Raw genomic sequence first — 19343 nt, 5'->3', positions numbered from 1 at the left:
CCCGAAACAGGAAAGGGTTATTTAGGGTTGACGAACTGGTACACCGCCGAGAAGTCATCCTGCGCCAGACCGGCTTGTTTGGCCTGCGCGAACAGTTCTTTCACGGTATGCAGGGTGGGCAGCGCAATCCCTTGTTCATAGGCTGTAACCCCCGCCAAGTGCAGATCTTTGTGCATCCACTCCAGTGGAAATTCCGGGGAGAAATCGCGGGTGAGGAGTTTGTTTTCTTTCAGCTTGAGGAAAGGCGCGCCGCCTGGTCCGTTCAGCAGGGTCTGGCACAGCATTTCCTCCGTGATGCCCAGTGAAGTGCCCAACCGCAATGCCTCAGAGAAAGCCGCCATCATCTGCCCGAAGAGCATGTTGTTGACCATTTTCATGCTGGCGCCCTGTCCGTGTCCGCCTATGTGCAGCACCGCTTTGCCCATGGTGTCCAGCAAAGGCCGTACTTCCTCCACATCATTGGTCTCGCCGCCTACCAGAAACACCAACTGACCGGTCTCAGCGGGTTTCAGCGAGCCAGAAACCGGCGCATCCAGGAAACGGTGTCCCATTTTGGTCGCTGCTTCGGCCATTCTCAGGCTGAAGGAGGGGTTCACGGTGCTGGCATCGATCCAGAGCGAGTTGCCGAGCAGTTCTTTTAAAAAGCCGTGCTGGCCCAATGCCGCCTCTTCCACCGATTCCGGGGTAGCCAGCATGGTGAACACCACGCGGCACTGCCGGCCCACTTCCTCAGGGCTGGAGGCCAGGGTGGCGCCGTTGGCCACCAGGTCATTCGCTTTTTCGGCGGTACGGTTGTAGACTACCAGGTGGTGACCCGCTTTCTGCAGATTGGCGGCCATGCGGCTGCCCATAATGCCCAGGCCTATAAATCCTACGTTCATGTCTTTCTGTTTTAGGTAAGAGACAAAGTAAGGATGTACGCACCGGCAGCGCAAGGGGTACAAGGGGATTCTCTGTTTCCGCAGCGTTTTTAAGGAAATAGCCTGAAAACAGGCATCAGGCTTGGCGGGGAAACAGAAATCGGAACGTGGTGCCCTCACTTGGGACAGATTCTACAGAAAGGTCAATGCCGTGGAAGGTGGCAATGGTTTTCACGATGGTTAGGCCAAGGCCGTGGCTTTCGCCGTCTGGGGCATGCAAACGCTTGAACCGGCTGAAAATGTGCGGCAACTGCTCTTCCTTGATGCCCACGCCGGTGTCTTTCACGGCAATTTCGTAGTCTTTACCGTGGGGCTGGCCTTTGATGCAGATGCTGCCTTCTGGTTTGTTGTATTTGATGGCGTTGTTCACCACGTTGAACAGCATGGTAAACAGCAGAGACTGGTTTGCTTTGGTTAAGGTGTAGTCGCCGGTGATCTCCACGTGCAGGTTTACCTCCCGGGCTTCGGCGCGCTCCTTTATCTCCTCGGCTACTTCCTCGGCCAATTGGGTGAGATCCACGGTTTCGTTGCGCAGGTATTGCTCGTTCTCAATGCGGGAGATGAGCAACAGCGCCTGGATGATGTTCTTTAGCCGGTGTAGGGTTCTGAGGTTGTCTACCAGTTTCTCCAGCATGCTTTCCGGGGTATCTGGGTCCGCAAGCAGGTTCTCCAGCCGCGTCTGCAGGATGGACACCGGCGTGAGCAGCTCATGCGAGACATTGCCAATAAACTCCTTTTCCTTCTGGAACGCCTCCTGAATTTGGCCCATCATGGCGTTGATGGTGTTGTTGAGGTACAGGAAGTCATCGGTGGAGGTCTGGAGCTTTTTAGGGGTGAAGGTGCTGGGGTGCTCCACGCGCTGCAGGCGTTTCACGATAAGCGTGAGCGGGCGCAGCAGAATCTTACTGAAAGCCAGATCAGAGAAAACGGTCAACAGCACCACGGCGGCCAGGAAATACAAGGCGTAGGCCTGCAGCGTTTTGCTGTTATTGTGAATGGTCGCCAACGACCGCCCAATTTCCAGCAGGTACCGCTTCTCACCTAAGTCAAAGGTGGAAGACAGCACCCGGTAGTTTACTACCTGGTTGTCTACCTTGCGCAGGCTGTTCTCAATGCTGTTCACCACCTTGCTAGATGAAATTTCCTCCAACGAGATGAATTCCTCTTTGAACAGGTTATAGCTCCCGTATGCTCCTGTTTCGCTGGTGATGAAAGACTCAATACCCTGTTCCTCAATGATCTGGTACATCCTTTCCTCTTTCTGCATGAGCCGCTCGTCGGCGTTGAGCAGGGCCACTTTGTTCACCAGAATAGGCAGCCCCAACACCAGCAACAACAGGATCAAGATCTTAGAGGCGGCACTGAAAAGGGCAAGTTTGGATTGAAGACGCATTAAGGATTGTGCAGATTTTTTAAGGAGTTCAGGTGCTAATGAACCTAGGAAGGGGAAGATTTAGAAATTTGAAGATCGGCTTTTTACTTTTAGACCTGAAGTTAGATCAATATAAGTCGTTTCTAGCCTATTTTGGCTAAAACAGGCTAGAAACGGCCACTTACCCAAATCCGGACCTTTTCCTCTAGCAGCTCCCAAATAAGAAAATTATACATCAGTCCATTAATTTAAGTAACACATTAAACAGTTAACCGGTAGCCTACGCCCCGCACGGTTTCCAGCCAGTCGGTGGTGGTGTGCGCCGATATCTTTTTGCGTAGGTTTTTGATATGCACATCAATGTAGTTGGAGTCATAGTCGTCTTCCAGGATGTTGCCCCAGATGTGCTCCGTGAGTTGCAGACGCGTTAAGATGCGGTTTTTGTGCAGCAGCAGGTAATGCAGAATATCAAACTCCTTTTTGGTAAGCACAATCTCCTGAGACCCGAAGGTCACGCGGCGGGCGCTGCTGTCGATCTCAAATCCGTGGAAAGCCACCGAGGATGATTTCAGCTTGAACTTGCGGCGAAGCACAGCCTGCATGCGGGCCTGCAACTCCAGCAAAGAGAACGGTTTGGGCAGGTAATCATCGGCCCCCAGGCCCAGTCCTTTGATCCGGTCTTCCAGAGCGCCGCGGGCCGTTAAGATGATAATGGCGGGGTCATGGTCTATCTCCTTTATCTCCTTGAGCAGGTCCATGCCTTCATAATCTGGCAGGCCCAGGTCCAGCAGAATGAAATCATAGCGGTTGACCGCGATCTTCTCAGAGGCTTCCCGGCCGTTGGAGGCCCAATCACAGATATAGTGTTCCTGCGCCAGAAAGTGCATGAGTTCAGTAGCCAGACTGGTTTCGTCTTCTACAATGAGGATGTGCATAGGGGTAGGGTTGGTAGCGGATTAAAAAGTATAGCTAAGGTTAAGCGACACAAAAGACTGTGCTTTGGACTCATCGCCCTCCAGGCGGTTCACCGGAAGCGCAAAGCGGTAGGCCGGCTCAATGTCCACGTTGTACAAGCTGAACACCAGCGGCACCGTGATGGAATAGTTGAGGACCTTGAACCGGGTGCTGGTAGTAGTGGTGCTGGTAGTAGTGGTACCGCCATTTCCGTTGCCATTGCCGTTCCCGTTGCCATTTCCATTTCCGTTGCCATTGCCAATGGGGTTCAATGGGTCTAAAACGGTACCCAGGCCTTTTTTCTTCTTCTGTGTCTCTACCGTGTGGGTCTCGGCGAACTCCTGGGTGCCGGCGATGATGCTGATCTTAGGGTCGATGCCCACCGGGTTCTTGCCTTTCCAGAGGTTCTGCAGGGGAATATAACGGGAGTTGTCCAACACCGTGAAAAGGTCGCTGCTGCCGCCGAAGATATAACTGGCGGTCACCCCGGTCAAGAGGTATTTCCAGTCCAGCGTACCGGAGGCAGTGGCCGCGTTAGACGTCACCGATTTCACCAAAGGCGTGTTGGGCCCGAAGAAAAAACGCGAGTAACTCACCAGACCATCGAAGCGGTTGCCTATTTTGAAGCTGTAGCCGGCAGAGACATCGGTCTCATCAATAAAGTCCTCGGTGTTGAACAACTGATACGACATCGCCGAGATGAACAACCCCGAGGTATGGGTATAGGTAAGCGAGGCTGCTATGTAGGGGTACTGCTGGGCCGTATTGCGCCCAAAAAAAGAGGCATTATTAGCCGTTTCCAGACCCACGGTCCACCAGCCGTTCTTCGTGGCGGTATCTTGGGCCAATGCCTTAGAAGGAGCCGCAAAGGTTAGCGCTTTTTCTTCTGCGTAGGCAGCGGAGGTGAGCCAGAAACTGAACAGGAAACAGAATCCAAAGCGTTTTTTCATCTGAGTAAATCTATCCATTTGGTAGTAGAAGAGAAGGCCCGCCTCCAATCAGAAGCGGCTAATTTGGTGTTACTGGAAGATACGTACTAAAAAGGAGGGTTAGTTTTTGCCCACTTTGATGCGGCCCACTCCTAAACCGCCCACTTTCACCGGCTTGGCAGATTTCACCGCTTTGGCCGCGTTGCCCACTGCCTTTGCGGTGTTGCCGGCATTAACCCCTCGGCCAGGGCGGGCTGCGCTTTGCGGACGGGCCGCTGAGCCCCGGGAAATCAGGCCATCTGCGTCTGCATCACCTGACACTTTCTCGGGTTTGCCCTGACGTTTGGCCGTGGCCACCTCTTTTACCTTTTGTTCCTCTTTGGGCTGTTCTTTGCCTTTCTGCTTTTCGGCTTTGCGCGGTTTTTCCTGTTGCAAAAGCGCGGTGCTTTCTGTGAGGGCAGATGCATCTACTGGAGCTGCCTTCTCGCCGGTGGTAACTTCTGCCTTGGCCATGACTATCGCTACAGCCTGGTGCGTGGCCGGTTCATTGCCTTGCGCAAATGCAGTACCGGTGCAAAGGGCCGCCGCTGCCAGTAAAAAGGATAATTTCATATAAGTGGGACGCATTCTAAACGCTAGATACTTCAAAGCTACTATGGAAAGATGAAGAGAAGGTGAATAATTCAGTTTCAGTGCATCTTTTAAGTAGACAATCAATTTAGAAAAATGATTCTGGGAGAGTTTTGCAAAAAAGAGGCCAAAACGGCAGCGCTGTTTTCCTCTTTAAAGTTCATCCTGTAAAGGAATTACCTATTACTCAGAGTGGGTGGCGCTTGGAAACCGTTGCACAGGGGTGCCATACGCCGGAGCGGAGTTGGCCAGAAGCCAATTCAGTACAAAGCAGATGCTGATAAATAGTTTCATGGTGTTGGTGTGTTAGGGTGAGGAGAAGTTTCAGCTGCCTTTGCCGGGGCAAAGGCAGCTGAGATAGGTTGGGATTATTTCTGGCCGATTTTCAGGTTGGCGCCTGCGTTCACTTTCACGGGGCGCACGCCTTTGGTGGAAAGGCCGGTGTTCACTTTGGCACGGCTGGCGCTGGAAGCGTTTACCTTTGCGGCTGCACCGGTCTCAGGTTGAATTCTGCCGGCTCTCTGGCGTTTCTCAGAGGCGGCGGCTTTCACGGCCTGACCTTTTTCTTTGCCGGTTTCCAGGGTTGCCTTGGCAACGGTGCTCACCGCTTGGCCGTGGTTTTCCACTTCCTGGGTGGCTACCTCTACATCGGTTTTGGCTTTTACTTTCAGGTCAGCGTTGGTTTGGGCCGCCGCTTCTTCCTGCTCTTCTCTTTGGGCCTTGGCTTTGGCTTTCAATTCGGCTCTGGCTTCGGCGGCAGCGTCAAGGGATGCTTCTTTTTGCGCTTTGGCTTCCTCGTGCTGGGCTTTCAACTCTTCTTTTTTGGCTTTGGCCTTGTCTTTGCTCGCTTTGGCCGACTCTTTTACTTCCATGGAGGTCTCGTCTTTTTTTGCTTTGGCTTTTGACTTGGCAACCTCGCTCACTGCCTGTCCCTTGGCGGCGGCATCGGTGGTCACGGTACCAGAGACATCGGTTTTGGTCGTGGTGCTTACAGTGGTGCCGTGAGTGGTTTTAGAGGTGGTCTGCCCGATGCCATTGGCGGTAGTGGTGGTCTGTGCGAAAGAAGTACCGGCAATCAGGAAAGAGGCGACAAAAAAGGTTAGCTTTTTCATGTTGGTGGATCGTTTTGGTTCGTGTTTGAGTCGTTTTAAATGATTAATGCGTCAAAACTACTGGGGCAAGATGAAGAGAAGATGAAGAATGGCCTTCATGGAATTTTTTTTCAAAAATTTTTTCTGGACGATTGAGAAAGCTGTTTCTGGCCTGTTTTAAGGGATTTCGGCTAAAAACAAAAAGGCCGCTCTTCCAGAAAAGAGCGGCCTTTTTAGTTGAAAGAGGCAGAAGATGAAGAAAATCTACAGAATCTTCACCTTTAGGTAAGAGGGTTGCTGGGCATTGTGGTACACCCGGTGGGTCGCCTTCTGGAAATCCTCGGCCTTGGCCTCATAGATATTAGGCACATACTTCTGCGGGTTGCGGTCTACGAGCGGGAACCACGTGCTCTGCACCTGCACCATAATGCGGTGGCCTTTCTTGAAGGTGTGCAGCACATCCTGCAAAGGCACGTTCACAGCCGTTACCTGGTTGGCCGTGAAAGGCTCTGGTTTCTCATAGCTGTTCCGGAAACGGCCGCGCAGCACCTCGCTACGCACCATCTGCTGGTAACCACCCATTTTCACCGAGGCCGGGTTATGCGCATTTTCCCGGGCGGTGTCTGGGTACACGTCAATCAGTTTCACCACCCAGTCGGCATCGGTGCCGGTTGTGGAAACGTTGAGCGCGGACAGGATCTCGCCAGCCAGGGTGATGTCTTCGGTTAAAACATCGGTCTGGTAGGTTAACACATCTGGGCGGCGGCTGGCGAAACGTTGGTCATCGGTCATGTACTCGCGGGTCATGCCGGTGGTGGTTTCCTCCGAGAACGGCACGGGTTTGCTGGGGTCGCTGATGAACTCGGCAAAGCCAGGGCCGGCAGCAGCCGGTTTCTCAAAGCTCAGCTTGCCGTTCTCCCCGAAGTACAGTATGCGTTCCTGGGTGTTTTTAGGCGGCCAGGCGGCAAACTCGCGCCACTGGTTCGCGCCGGTGTTGAACATGTACGCTTCGGGGAGGGCCGGTTGGCCTTTGCCGTTCTCCTTTAGATAATGGCGGAAGAACTTGGCCTCAATGTTTGGTCGGTAGAACTCTGAGGTGTTCTGGCGGAAAGAGACTTTGCCTAGGTGCTCACCGGTGGAGCGCGACCAGCCCCCGTGGAACCAAGGGCCCATCACGATGGTGTTGTACGTGCCGGGGTTGTTTTTCTCAATGGTTTTGTAGGTTTCCAGCGCCCCGAAAAGGTTCTCGGCATCAAACCAGCCGCCCACCACCATCACCGCGGGCTTGATGTTTTTCAGGTGCGGCCGGATGTTCATGGCTTGCCAGAAGGCATCGTAGTTTGGGTGCTGCACGATGTCGTTCCAGAAGGAGACATTGTTCTTCAGGTATTGGGCATTGGCGTTGGGCAAGGCGCCCATGCGCAGGAAGAAATCATAGCCGTCTGGCGTGCCGTGGTTGAAACGCGGCGCCCCGGTAGGCGAAGGCTGCGGGCGCGGCTGCCCGAAGGAAGCCAGGAAGTTGAAGGCGTGCGGCAAAAAGAAGGCGCCGTGGTGGTGAAAATCGTCCCAGAACCAATCGGTAACCGGCGCCTGCGGTGAGGCAGCCTTAAGGGCAGGGTGGTTGCTGAGCAGGCCTACGGTGGTGTAGTAGCCGGGGTAGGAGATTCCCCACTGGCCCACGCGGCCGTTGTTGTTGGGCACATTCTTCACGAGCCAGGCGATGGCATCATAGGAATCGGTAGTCTCGTCCACGTCCTTCTTGCCTTTCTTGGCGATGATGGGCTTCATGTTGATGAACTCGCCCTCGCTCATGTACTTGCCGCGCACGTCCTGGTAGGCGAAAATGTAGCCCTCGCGCATCATGTCTGGGGATGGCCCGATGCTGGTTTTGTACTTGTCCGCGCCGTACGGTCCCACCGAGTAAGGCGTGCGGCTAAGCATAATGGGGTATTTCTGGCTTTTGTCTTTGGGCGCATACACCACGGTAAACAGTTTGGTACCGTCGCGCATGGCAATCTGGTGCTCGGTTTTGGTGTAGTTCTGCCGGATGTAAGCCGAATCTGTAAGGGTTTGGGCAGAGGCGGTGAGGGTGGGCCACAGGAGCACCAGCACCAGCCATTGCCAGAGGGTTGGTTTCATAAATTGTTCTTTGCGTATAGTTTGGCGCCGACAATTTAGAGAATTCAGCCGCGGCAGACAACCTCTGTTTTTCAGCCGTTTTCCCAAGAATAGCCCTAAAACAACAAAGCACGAAACCCTTGCTATTCTGTTTTGGTGCTGCTTTAGAAAAAGGCACAAAAAAGGCCTGGTTTCCCAGGCCTTTACAGGTAAGCGTTCCAGAATTCTTATTGGCAGCTGTATTCCACGTTCATGGTGGTTACATCATTGTTCTGGGTGGTTTTGGTGATTTTGGTAGGGTAGCCTTTGTCGTTGAACACGTAGGTGTTGGTGTAAGAAAGGTCTTTGTCTACGGTGCTGCCTTCTTTCCGAACCTCGGTGATCACGTTGTTCACGCTGGCAGGGTTCAAGCCCGGCAATCCAACGAAGAGCGCCTCAAACGCAGAGATTGGGCTGTTTTTAGCGTCATAGGTGTACTCCGTAGTGGCAGCAGGAGAAGTAGACTCGTCTTCCTCGGTGAGCGGGTTGTCATAGTACTCTGTGGCTTTGGAGACGTTGCCTTTGGAATCATACTGGAAAGTGGACCAGCCCATAGAGAACGTTACGGGTTCTTCGTCTTCCTCGGCGGGGATTACAGCCAAACGGGTGATTTTGCTGATGCGGTTGCCGCTGTATTCAATTTCAGAGGCCATGCCCATGCCATCCATGTCGTCGCCGGTCAGCAGGGTGCCTGTCAGTTTGCCTTGGTCATCATAGGTGTACTCCAAGGTTCCGTCGCCCTGATCACCATCCGTAAATACCAATTTAGAAGGTTTGCCGGCTTTGCTGCCAGAAGAATGGTACTGTACGTTTACTGAGCCAAACTCACCATTAGAGAAAGAGGAGATCTTGTCATTGGCGTAGGTAACCGAGGTCACACCGTCTTCATCGGTGATCTTCACTGCTTTACAAGCCTGGATACCATCAATAGGAGTTGAATCTTCGTCATCGGTACAAGAACCCATGATGAATAAAGAGGCAGCAAAAAGGACTGGTAATAATTTAGGGAATTTCATTTTCTCGTTAAGTTGAAGGTGAGGGTTAGTAATTTTGACAAAGGATGCAAAGCGCTTATATGCATTTTCAAGAGTATAGACACCCTCCTCTGGCTTTACCCCTAATCCAACCCCAACATTTTTTATTTATATTCTTCTGTAGCTACACCTAACTGACTAGAGGCACCCCCAAAGGAGCACAGTTCTAGGAACTTAGGCGTAAATCCGTTTCCTGTAGAATCTGCTGCCAGCTTCAGGGGAAAACGAAGGGCAGATAGGGGAGAGGTGAATTGCGGAACCGGTTCGTTTCAGGGCTGATTCCTTAAAATCATGCTCAGAACGCCATTTTTTAAGCGTGATGTTTCAGCAATTTTTTTAAACTTTGGAACTTGCTTAACTCCCGTGTTAAGTCTACATCAAGCCAAACACTATGTTGAAATTTTACGTCAAGCTTGCCCTCTGCTGGGCAATGCTGCTGAGCGGGATGTCTGCGGCCCAGGCCCAGACCGCGTTGCAGACTCCTGAGCAATTTTTGGGTTACCGGTTGGGTGACCAGTTCACCTACCACGGCCGCCTGGTTGACTACGTACGCTACCTTGCCAGCCAGAACCCTACCAAGATGCAGGTGCAGACCTACGGCCAGACCTATGAGAAACGTCCTTTGCTGCTGGCCACCATCTCCTCACCGGCCAACATGCAGCGCCTGGAGGAAATCAGAACGAATAACTTAAAGAGTACCGGCCTGATGAGCGGTCAGCCAACGGGCGGCAAACAGCCGGCCATTGTGTGGCTCAGCTACAACATCCACGGCAACGAGTCTGTCTCCTCTGAGGCCGTGTTGCAGGTGCTGTATGATCTGCTGGACCCCAAGAACGCCCAAACCCAGAAATGGCTGGAGAACACCGTGGTGATGATTGACCCTTGCGTGAACCCAGACGGCCGCGAGCGCTACACCCAGTGGTACAACCGAGCCCGGAACCAGAACCCCAATGCCTCGCCATGGGCCTGGGAGCACAATGAGCCCTGGCCGGGCGGACGCCCCAACCACTATTACTTTGACCTGAACCGCGACTGGGCCTGGCAAACGCAAACCGAGTCTAAGCAGCGCGCCGTGGTGTACAACCAATGGATGCCCCAGCTTCACGCCGATTTCCATGAGCAGGGTGTAGACAACCCGTATTACTTCGCACCCTCGGCGAAGCCTTACCACGATGCCATCACCCCTTGGCAGCGCGAGTTCCAGGGCATTATTGGTGACTACAACCGCAAGTACTTTGACAAAAACAACTGGCTGTACTTCACCCGCGAGAACTTTGACTTGTTCTACCCCAGCTACGGCGACACCTGGCCTACGTACCAGGGCGCTATTGCCATGACCTATGAGCAGGGCGGTTCCGGCCGCGCCGGGGTAGTCATTCAGAAATCAGACGGCGACAGTCTTACGTTGTCTCAGCGTATTGCCCACCACCACGCCGCCAGTTTGGCTACCGTGGAAGCCATTTCTGACAAGTCTGACCAAGTGATTAAGGAGTTCAAGAGATTCTACTCCGATGCCCTGGACAAGCCTTATGGCCAGTACCGCAGTTACGTGTTCAAAGTGAAAGGCGAGGAAGGCCGCATCAAAGACCTGACCGAGTACCTGGACCGCCAGCAGATCCGCTACGGCTACGCTAAATCCGGTGGAAGCAGCAAAGGGTTTAACTACGGAACTGGCAAAACAGAATCAGTGAAATACGAGGGCGGTGACCTGGTGATCAGCGCCTATCAGCCCAAATCCACCTTGCTGAACGTGTTATTTGAGCCAACTGCCCGCCTGGAGGATTCCGTGACGTATGACATCACCGCCTGGTCTTTGCCTTACGCCTACGGCCTGAAAGGTGCCGCGTTTACGGGCCGTATTTCCATGAACGAGGCCAAACCAGCCGCCGCAGCCATCACCAATACAACTGTGCCTGCTGCGTACGCCTACATCGCGCGTTGGAACGGCGTGCAGGACCTGAAATTCCTGGCTTCGCTGCTCAAGTCCAAAGTGCGCGTGCGTTACTCAGAGGTGCCTTTTGAGCAAAACAAGGAGACCTACGCACCGGGCACGCTTATCATCACCCGCACCGGCAACGAAGGGCTGGGCGCCAAGTTTGACCAGATCGTGACCCGCGCCGCCGATTCTCTGGGCGTGAAGCTGGCATCTACCACCTCCGGTTTTGTGAGTTCGGGTTCCGATTTCGGATCGCGCAACATCCGGTACGTGAAGGCACCGCGTGTGGCCTTGATGACCGGCGAAGGCGTGTCTGCGTACGGATTTGGGGAAATCTGGCATTACTTTGAGCAGCAGATCGGGTACCCCGTGACGGTGCTGGGCGCCGATTACTTCGCCAGTGTGCCGCTGCATGAGTTTGATGTGCTTATCCTGCCTACCGGCTCTTACGGCCGCATCCTGGACGAGCGCAACCTGACAAAAGTAAAGGATTGGGTACGCGCCGGCGGCAAGCTCATTGCCATGGAAAGCGCCGTGACCTTCCTGGCGGATAAACCTGATTTCGCAGTGAAGAAAAAGGCCGCCGATACCACCAACGCCAAGAAAGGCGCTACGGAGGAGGACCTGAAGAAATACGCCAACCGTGAGCGGGAATCCATCTCTGAGGAGGTGCAGGGCAGTGTGTTCAGAGTCAACCTGGACAACACCCATCCGCTGGCCTTCGGGTACGGCACTACGTATCCCGCTTTGATCAGAACCAACACGCTGCCTCAGTTCATGAAAGATGCCTGGAACGTGGGGGTGGTGAAGAAAGAAGCGCCGGCTACCGGTTTTGTAGGCTCCAAAGCCAGCAGCAATCTGCAGAACGGCCTGGTGCTGGGCGTGCAGGACCTGGGGCGTGGCAGTGTGGTGTACCTAGTAGACAATCCGTTGTTCAGAGCCTTCTGGCAAGGCGGCAAGCTGCTCTTCGGGAACGCTGTGTTTTTGGTAGGACAGTAATTCAGCCGACATTCAGAACAAAAACAGAAACGCCCGCTTTAAGCGGGCGTTTCTGTTTACAGGCTATTTTGGTGAAAACAGGCTGTAAACAAGAACTTCGGAACCGATTACCGGAGGGCCGTATAAGGGAAAACCACTATCTTGTACGAGGTTCATCAGATACAACTATGCGTTCTGTCTCTAACATTGCTGCCGTTTCCCTGTTCTTGCTGGCCGGTTTGGCTGGCTGCGCCAAAAAAACATCGTCTAACGGAGGTTCCGTGAGCGCCACCACTGCCGGGGAACCGCAATTATCCAGTGACCAAGTAGCCCAGGCCCGAAGCAATTACACCAATTACTGCGGGGGTTGCCATGGCCGGGAATTGGAGACTTTCGTGAACCGCAAATGGCAGCATGGAGATTCGCCGGAGGCACTCTTCAAAGGCATCAAACACGGCTACCCTGAGCAGGGCATGCCCGCCTACGCCACCACCTTTTCTGATGATCAAATTACCCAGTTGGTCTCCTTCATCCGGCAGGGAATACAGGCGCAGAAAGACAAACCGGAGAGTAAATCCAACGTCACGGTTCACCGGTCAGAGAAAGTGAATTTTGAGCTGGAGCAGGTGGTCACCGGCCTGGATGTGCCCTGGGCCATGGCGTTTCTGCCCAACGGCGACATGCTGATCACCGAACGCTCCGGCACCTTGTACCGCTTCACCAAGAACAAAGAGCTGCAAAGGATTGAAGGTGTTCCCCAGGTCCTGAGCCAAGGCCAAGGCGGTTTGCTGGACGTGAAACTGCACCCAGATTTTGCAAAGAACAACGTGCTTTTCCTTTCCTACTCGGCCTTCAAGAAAGACGGCGGGCAGACGCTGTCCACCACGGCCATTACGCGAGCGCGTTTAGACGGAAATAGCCTTACGGACCAGAAGCAGATCTTTGAGGGCCTGCCTTACCTGAGAACGCGCCATCACTACGGCTGTCGCATGGAGTTCGGGCGGGACGGGTACCTGTATTTCTCCATGGGCGATAGGGGCGGCACCCGCGAGAATCCGCAGAACCTCAACGTGCACCCCGGCAAGATCCACCGCATCAAAGAAGACGGCAGCATCCCCGCTGATAACCCGTTCGTGAACAAGTCCGGCGCTATGGCCTCCATCTTCACCTTCGGGAACCGCAATCCGCAGGGGGTGGCGCTGAATCCTACCTCCGGGGAGGTTTGGGCGCACGAGCATGGGCCCAAAGGCGGCGATGAGGTGAACATCCTGAAAAAAGGCGCTAACTACGGCTGGGCCGATGTAACGTACGGCATTGACTACAACGGCTCCAAAATCTCTGACCTGAAGCAGAAAGCAGGCATCACGGATGCTATCAAGTACTGGGTGCCTTCCATTGCCCCCTCGGGCATGGCGTTTGTGACCGGGAACCGCTACAAAGGCTGGGAAGGCGATCTGTTGGTGGGCTCTCTCAGCTACAAGTTCCTGAGCCGCCTGGACGTGGACGGGAACCGGGTCATCAAAGAAGAACGACTGCTGTCAGACATTGGCCGGGTGCGGGACGTGCGCCAGAGCCCCGATGGCTACATCTACCTTGCGGTAGAAAACCCCGGCGTCATTTACCGCTTAGTGCCTTCAGATGAACCCAATGCTGGGAATTGATTTAGTAGCGCTGTGAGATAGCTGTTTCGGGGCTTGATTTTAGAAAAGAGCTCTTAAACGCTTTTGCTTTGAAAGCGAGTGGTCCAACGCCATTAGTCTGGTACCTGCACGTACACCCCATCTTCCCGCACTTCTAACGGAAAACGCTCCAAGGGACGGGTGCGGCCTCTGCATTCTTCCCCCGAGATAAGGTGAAAGCGGTAGCTGTGCCACGGGCAGATAATCTCATTGAGGTAATTGGTGGTGCCTCGGCTCAACGCGTCACCCAAGTGCGGGCAAAGGTTCTCCACTGCAAAAAGCCCGGTTGGGGTGTGGGCGATGCAGATTTCCTTTCCGGCAGCCACTACCGCCGTTGACTTGGTCACCGGAATCTGCTTTTTAGCCTGGGCCTCACTGTCAAAGATTTTGATCCATTGCATAGGTCTGCGTACGGGGAAGGGAGAAAACCTGTTTTGGACCTGATTTACGGAAAACGGCGGGAAAATGGAAGGGAATGGTTTGGAAAAGCCCGAAAATGAAAAAGCCCGGAAAAACCGGGCCCCTTACACCAAACTAACAAACAAAACTTTAAACAAACCTAAATACTGAACGAGACCGAGGGAAGAGCAGCCAGCTGAGAGGGAATCAGGGGCTGTGGTCTCGTTTAGTGATACAAATATGCAGTGCTTTTGCCCCGGTGGCAACCCAAACAAGAGGAAACGGCCTTTTTCCTGTCTGAAACCAGACAAAGCCGGAGTGAACTGGAATATAGGGGTGTGAACCGGACAAAACCGCACCTGAATCGGCCATCCAAAATCCCAGATTTTCTGATAAACGCAGCAAAAAACAGATGACCAGTTCGCAAAAAATCAGGTTTGCAGCAGCCAAAAGCCTAAAAACATCTTCATCGGGTGAAAAAATAGCTTTCTTGTGCTTTGTCTTCTAAATTCTGATGAACCGTGTAAAACCCGGTATAAAGTTGACGAACCGGACTGAACTGGAATTTTTGGTCTCCCAAGGCTTTCTGGAAGAGGATAGGTGAGCCTTATCCAAGGGCTTGGCCGTTTTAGCGGCCTTTTTATCTTTTTACCTCTGAAATTGAGAATCTTACCGAATTATCCTTTTCTTTATAAGGAAGAGCAACTGGGCTGCCTTTGTAGAAGGTAGGAGAGAGTGTAGTGGAGGAGCGGTCGCTTTTAGTGTTTCATCGCTTAACAATCGTTATAAACTCCTCCCCTCTATGGTGGCATTTTGCTTTAAAGAACAGTTTTCACAACGCAAACATAGTATAGCTAAAACGGTTCAGCCCCTGCTTCTCCTTTGCCTGTTGCTGTTCATTTCCTTCTCAAGTGCGGGGCAGTTCATCTCCAGGGGAGATGCCTCCCAAATTTCCTCCACGTGCTACAGGATCACTCCAGATGTCTCCTCCCGGTTCGGCACCATCTGGTGGAAAGACAAAATAGACCTTACCCAGCCCTTTGAGGTTTCCTTTATCATCTTCTTAGGATCTAAAGACGGTGATGGGGCAGACGGCATAGCGTTTGTGTTTCAAAATGACCCCAGGGGCATGGACGCCCGCGGAAGTTCGGGCAGTGGGTTGGGGTTTGGCTATGATGAGTTTAACCCGAATGCGGGACAGGCCATTTCTCCCTCCGTGGGCATTGAGTTTGATACCTTTGACAACACCTCTATTACTGGCGGCGTTTCGGTAACCGGTGATATCCCCCAGGACCACACCACGGTGGTGTATGACGGGAAAGTAAGCACCCCCAAACTGCCCCCGGTTTTCATTGACCCAGACAACGCCAACGTGGAAGATAACCGCTGCCACACCTACAAAATCACCTGGAACCCTGCCACCAAAGAACTGCAGCTTTTCTTTGACGGCAAACGCCGCTTCAGCCACCAGGACGATCTGGTGAAGAATGTCTTTGCGGGAGCCAAAGAAGTGTACTATGGTTTCACCGGCTCTACGGGCGGATTCCAGAACGAACAAACCATTTGCATCATTGACCCTGCCAGCAAGCCTGAGGCCCGCAATGACCAAGGGCAGGCCCAACCTTTGAAGCCAGCCACGCTGCCCGTGATGCAGAACGACCTCCACACCAAAAACGAACCTATCCGGGTGACCAGGGTAGTGACGCCGCCACTGCATGGAACCACCACTATTTTCGAAAACCAGGTCATTTACACGGCTAACCGGGGCTATACCGGGGCTGACACCTTTGTGTACGAAGTATGCGAAAGCGCCTCGGACCAATGCTACACCAAATGCGCCACCGCTACCGTGACCATGCAAGTTGCCTGCCCACCTATGGCCACGCCCACTCTGCAGGCCAATGGAGCGCTGGTCATCTGCGCCGGAAGTAAAACCCAACTCACCGCTACCCAAGGTGAAAACTACATGTACCAGTGGCGAAGGAACGGCCAAGCGGTGGGCGGCCTCGTGAGTACCAATACGCTGGAGGTGCAGGAGGCTGGGCAGTACTCCGCCGATGTCCTCAACGCCTGTGGTGCCTTGCTCACGACCAACAACCTGACTGTCACCGTGAAAGCATTGCCGCTCGCCCCATCGGTGACAAGTGCCACCAATTGCGGACCGGGCAGCGTGACGTTAAAAGCAGAGAGTAGCACTGCTGTGGAGGCCTTCCGGTGGTATGACGCCGCTTCTGCCACGGTTCCCCTCCAGGAAAGCCCCATCGGGATATTCAAGACTCCGGATCTGGTGAAGAGTACCACGTACTATGTCTCGGTGGTGCAGAACGGCTGCGAAGGCCCCAGAGCCCCGGTAGAAGCCATCATCCAGGCGTTACCCTTGATACAGGCTGGGCCCGATGTGACCATCAACTTGGGGCAGAGCACAGAGTTGCAGGCGAGCGGCGGGGTTTCCTATTCTTGGCAGCCAAGCATGGGTTTGAGCAATACTTCTGGCGCAACTACCAAGGCCCAGCCCCAGGAAACCACTACCTACACCGTCACTGCGCAAGATGCCCAGGGATGCGAGAACCAGGCCACGGTCACCGTCACCGTCACCAAAAACGTGGTTATTCCTACGGCTTTCTCTCCTAATGGCGATGGCACAAATGAGACGTGGGAAATCACCAACATCTTCAGCTATCCCAATGCTACCCTTCGTGTCTTTGACCGATGGGGCGGAAACGTCTTTGAGTCAAAAGGCTACCGCAACGACTGGAACGGTACCCAGAAAGGAAAACCGCTGCCCGTAGGGACTTATTTCTACCACCTCAACCTTGACCAGGGCCGTACCCTGACGGGTTCTGTTTCTATTGTAAGATGAACTTCCGGAACCCAATGACCAGAATGCTGCTGCTGGGCGGCTTACTCTTCGGCGTATCTTTATCCTTGACGGCGCAGCAGCGGCCCCAACACACGCAGTACATGCTCAACAACTATGTACTGAACCCTGCCATTACCGGCATTGAAGACTATCTGGATTTGAAACTCAGCAGCCGGAGCCAATGGGTGGGTATTGATGGTGCGCCGCTCACGCTGTATCTCACCGGGCACACCAAACTAGGGCTGAACAATCCGTCTTCTATCCTGAACGAGGCAGACAACAAGCAAGGAGACTTCGCGCCCACGCCTAAACAGTACGGAACCCACCGGAAGCACAAGCCGCACCATGGCGTGGGAGGTAGCATCTTGTATGACCGTATCGGGCCCTTTGTCCGCACCGAGGTGAATGCCTCTTATGCTTACCATCTGTGGCTGAACGCAAAAATGAAACTTTCAGCCGGCGCCTCTGCAGGGTTCCTGCGGCAATCTTTCCGGGCAGACAAGGTGACATTCGCTGATCCTGCGGATTTGGTGAACACGGGCCGGTCCTCTATTAACCCCAACTTCTCCCTAGGGCTTTGGCTCTACTCCCAGAACTTCTACGCGGGTGTTTCTGGCGCCCAGTTGCTGGGGCAGGATCTTTCCAGCCAAAAGGAAACAAAGTTTCTGCCGCACTACTTTGTGACCGGTGCCTATAAACTGAACATATCGCCAGAGGTTGCGTTGGTCCCCTCGGTGCTTATGAAATGGATGCGGCCTTTGCCTGTCTCCCTGGATTACAACCTAAAGGCCATCTATGATAACCGGTTCTGGCTGGGAGGTTCTTACCGGCAGGGAGAGAGTTTTGCGGCCTTGGCAGGCTTATCCCTCAACTCTATGTTTGAAATCAGCTATGCCTATGACCTGGGCACCGGTGACGTAAGCCGGGAGGGAGCCGGCAGCCATGAATTGCTGCTGGGCGTGCGCTTGCTCAACCATCGGCGGGCCGTAAGCCCCAGCAATCTATGGTAAGAATACCTTAACGACCCTTCCAGCTTTGCTGTTAAGAAAGGTTATTCATTGTGAGCCTGTTTTAGAACCGATTTTCAGAAAAGGGCAGGAAAACGGAACCGGTGCGTTTGGTAAGGCCTGAAAATGAAAAAGCCCGGAAAAACCGGGCCCCTTACACCAAACTAACAAACAAAACCTAATTCTCTTTTAAGAGCTGAGTTGTCTCAGCAACCTTTCAGGCGGTGGGGATTCATTCTCTGGGAGAAGACTCAGCCGCTTTCTGCCTGACTGGTGATACAAATATGCAGTGGTTTTGCGCCTACGCCAACCATAACCAGAGGAAGCGGGCCTTTTCCTGCCTGAAACCAGCAAAACAAGGAGTGAACCGGGTAAAGCAACGACGAACTCGCCCCAAGTCCCTTAGAGATATAGTGCTATTTATATAAAAGAGAAAAGCCATCCTTTAAAGAATGGCTTGGAGGGGAAAAGGGAAAAAAAATGCTTAAAAGTAGTCTATCACCAGAGCGCAAGCGGATAGAAGAAGACTACTTTTAAGCTGAAATAGAGTGTGAATGTATAGTCTTTAACGACCCTAAATCATTAAGGTTTAAGTGAGTATAAAGAAATGTTAGATTTTTTTTCAAAAACCTCCTTCTGGCCTTCCAGGAGCAATATTTTTAAGGTCTTGTCTCCGGTGTTCCAATTCTTGTACTGGGACAGGTCCATCCACAGGCGGTCGCCGGCTTTAACGGTTACAATTTTCTCCTGGCCGTCTGCGGTCACCATGCGCAGGGTTCCTTCGTTGGCGGCGTAGGCTTCCTGCTCCGGAGAGGCGTGGAAATCAAGGTACTCACCTGGCTTTAGTTCTAATGACAAGATGCGCAGGTTATCGGTTTTCAAAACGTGTTTGAAGACTTTGGTAGTGCGGGTGGTAGGTCCGTTGGCAGGCGTGTTTCCAGCGAAGGCAGGAACCAGGGTGAACAGGAAACAAACGGTGAAGAAGGCGGAAGTTAATTTAGTTTTCATGTTTTTTTATGGTTAAAATTTTTAAACTTTTTTAGAAGGAGTTGCCCTCTTTTGGGTTATCCCTTTTGATTATATAGATGCAAATTTGGGTAAAACGTTGCTTGGTTGTATGTTAATGGTTTGTTAAAAGGCTTAAAACCAGGATGAAGCCGAAGAAACCGAAACTGAGGCTGCCTTTTTTGCGGATGAAAGAGACAAGAATTTTTTGACTCATTTCTGGAAAGAAGCTTCTGAACAATCTTTGGTCTCAAACCTCTGATGTAAAGACAGAGAGAAGGCACCTAACCCTATTGGTGTTGAAGGTGTTTTTGCGCAGGGAAAGAATTTACCCACCTGAAACCGGATATTCACCTGCTGAACCTTGCACGCCTGCCTCTCTGAGGAGGGCA

General features: G+C 53.0%; 14 protein-coding genes. 4 read left to right on the top strand and 10 right to left on the bottom strand.

Annotated features, from left to right (window positions below; genetic code table 11):
* Positions 1–17 precede the first annotated feature (17 nt).
* The 8 genes from FOA19_RS00295 to FOA19_RS00255 form a co-directional block, all read right to left on the bottom strand.
* On the bottom strand, positions 18–881 hold the full coding sequence (locus FOA19_RS00295; RefSeq protein WP_149088805.1) for an NAD(P)-dependent oxidoreductase: 864 nt from the start codon (positions 879–881) through the stop codon (positions 18–20).
* Positions 882–996: 115 nt separating this feature from the next.
* Positions 997–2313: a sensor histidine kinase gene (locus FOA19_RS00290; RefSeq protein ID WP_149088804.1), complete on the bottom strand. Its 1317-nt coding sequence runs from the start codon at positions 2311–2313 to the stop codon at positions 997–999.
* A gap of 239 nt (positions 2314–2552) precedes the next feature.
* Positions 2553–3227, bottom strand: a complete 675-nt coding sequence (locus tag FOA19_RS00285) for a response regulator transcription factor (protein ID WP_149088803.1) — start codon at positions 3225–3227, stop codon at positions 2553–2555.
* A gap of 21 nt (positions 3228–3248) precedes the next feature.
* Positions 3249–4196 carry a TorF family putative porin gene (locus FOA19_RS00280; protein WP_190300234.1) on the bottom strand — a complete coding sequence of 316 codons (948 nt, stop codon included), beginning with the start codon at positions 4194–4196 and terminating at the stop codon, positions 3249–3251.
* A gap of 99 nt (positions 4197–4295) precedes the next feature.
* Positions 4296–4787: a hypothetical protein gene (locus tag FOA19_RS00275; protein ID WP_149088801.1), complete on the bottom strand. Its 492-nt coding sequence runs from the start codon at positions 4785–4787 to the stop codon at positions 4296–4298.
* 386 nt (positions 4788–5173) lie between these two features.
* Positions 5174–5917: a prolipoprotein diacylglyceryl transferase gene (locus FOA19_RS23255; RefSeq protein WP_190300233.1), complete on the bottom strand. Its 744-nt coding sequence runs from the start codon at positions 5915–5917 to the stop codon at positions 5174–5176.
* Between the two features lie 243 nt (positions 5918–6160).
* On the bottom strand, positions 6161–8035 hold the full coding sequence (locus tag FOA19_RS00260) for a CocE/NonD family hydrolase (protein ID WP_149088798.1): 1875 nt from the start codon (positions 8033–8035) through the stop codon (positions 6161–6163).
* Between the two features lie 206 nt (positions 8036–8241).
* Positions 8242–9069 (bottom strand): hypothetical protein, encoded by an 828-nt coding sequence (locus FOA19_RS00255; RefSeq protein WP_149088797.1) that lies wholly within the window; start codon positions 9067–9069, stop codon positions 8242–8244.
* A 409-nt stretch (positions 9070–9478) separates the two neighbouring features.
* On the opposite strand from FOA19_RS00255, the gene FOA19_RS00250 reads away from it, so the two are divergent.
* Complete coding sequence (locus tag FOA19_RS00250) at positions 9479–12022, top strand: M14 family metallopeptidase (RefSeq protein WP_149088796.1); 2544 nt, start codon at positions 9479–9481, stop codon at positions 12020–12022.
* A gap of 167 nt (positions 12023–12189) precedes the next feature.
* A complete protein-coding gene (locus FOA19_RS00245; protein ID WP_223808663.1) occupies positions 12190–13662 on the top strand; it encodes a PQQ-dependent sugar dehydrogenase in 1473 nt (490 codons plus the stop codon).
* A gap of 92 nt (positions 13663–13754) precedes the next feature.
* Here FOA19_RS00245 and FOA19_RS00240 read toward each other — a convergent pair whose 3' ends face one another.
* Positions 13755–14081 carry a Rieske (2Fe-2S) protein gene (locus tag FOA19_RS00240; RefSeq protein WP_149088795.1) on the bottom strand — a complete coding sequence of 109 codons (327 nt, stop codon included), beginning with the start codon at positions 14079–14081 and terminating at the stop codon, positions 13755–13757.
* An 887-nt stretch (positions 14082–14968) separates the two neighbouring features.
* Between FOA19_RS00240 and FOA19_RS00235 the strand changes: the two genes are divergently transcribed.
* Positions 14969–16939 (top strand): lectin-like domain-containing protein, encoded by a 1971-nt coding sequence (locus tag FOA19_RS00235; RefSeq protein ID WP_190300232.1) that lies wholly within the window; start codon positions 14969–14971, stop codon positions 16937–16939.
* 14 nt (positions 16940–16953) lie between these two features.
* The gene (locus FOA19_RS00230; protein ID WP_190300231.1) at positions 16954–17949 is read left to right on the top strand and encodes a PorP/SprF family type IX secretion system membrane protein; all 996 of its coding nucleotides are present in this window, start codon (positions 16954–16956) and stop codon (positions 17947–17949) included.
* Between the two features lie 579 nt (positions 17950–18528).
* Here the strand turns inward: FOA19_RS00230 and FOA19_RS00225 are convergent.
* Entirely contained in the window at positions 18529–18954 is a 426-nt protein-coding gene (locus FOA19_RS00225; protein ID WP_149088792.1) for a hypothetical protein, read from the bottom strand.
* Between the last annotated feature and the right edge of the window lie 389 nt (positions 18955–19343).

The organism is Rufibacter hautae, from assembly GCF_008271695.1.
Lineage (GTDB): Bacteria > Bacteroidota > Bacteroidia > Cytophagales > Hymenobacteraceae > Nibribacter > Nibribacter hautae.
The sequence above is the reverse complement of the archived record's forward strand: the minus strand, read 5'-3'. Positions and strand labels throughout refer to the sequence as shown.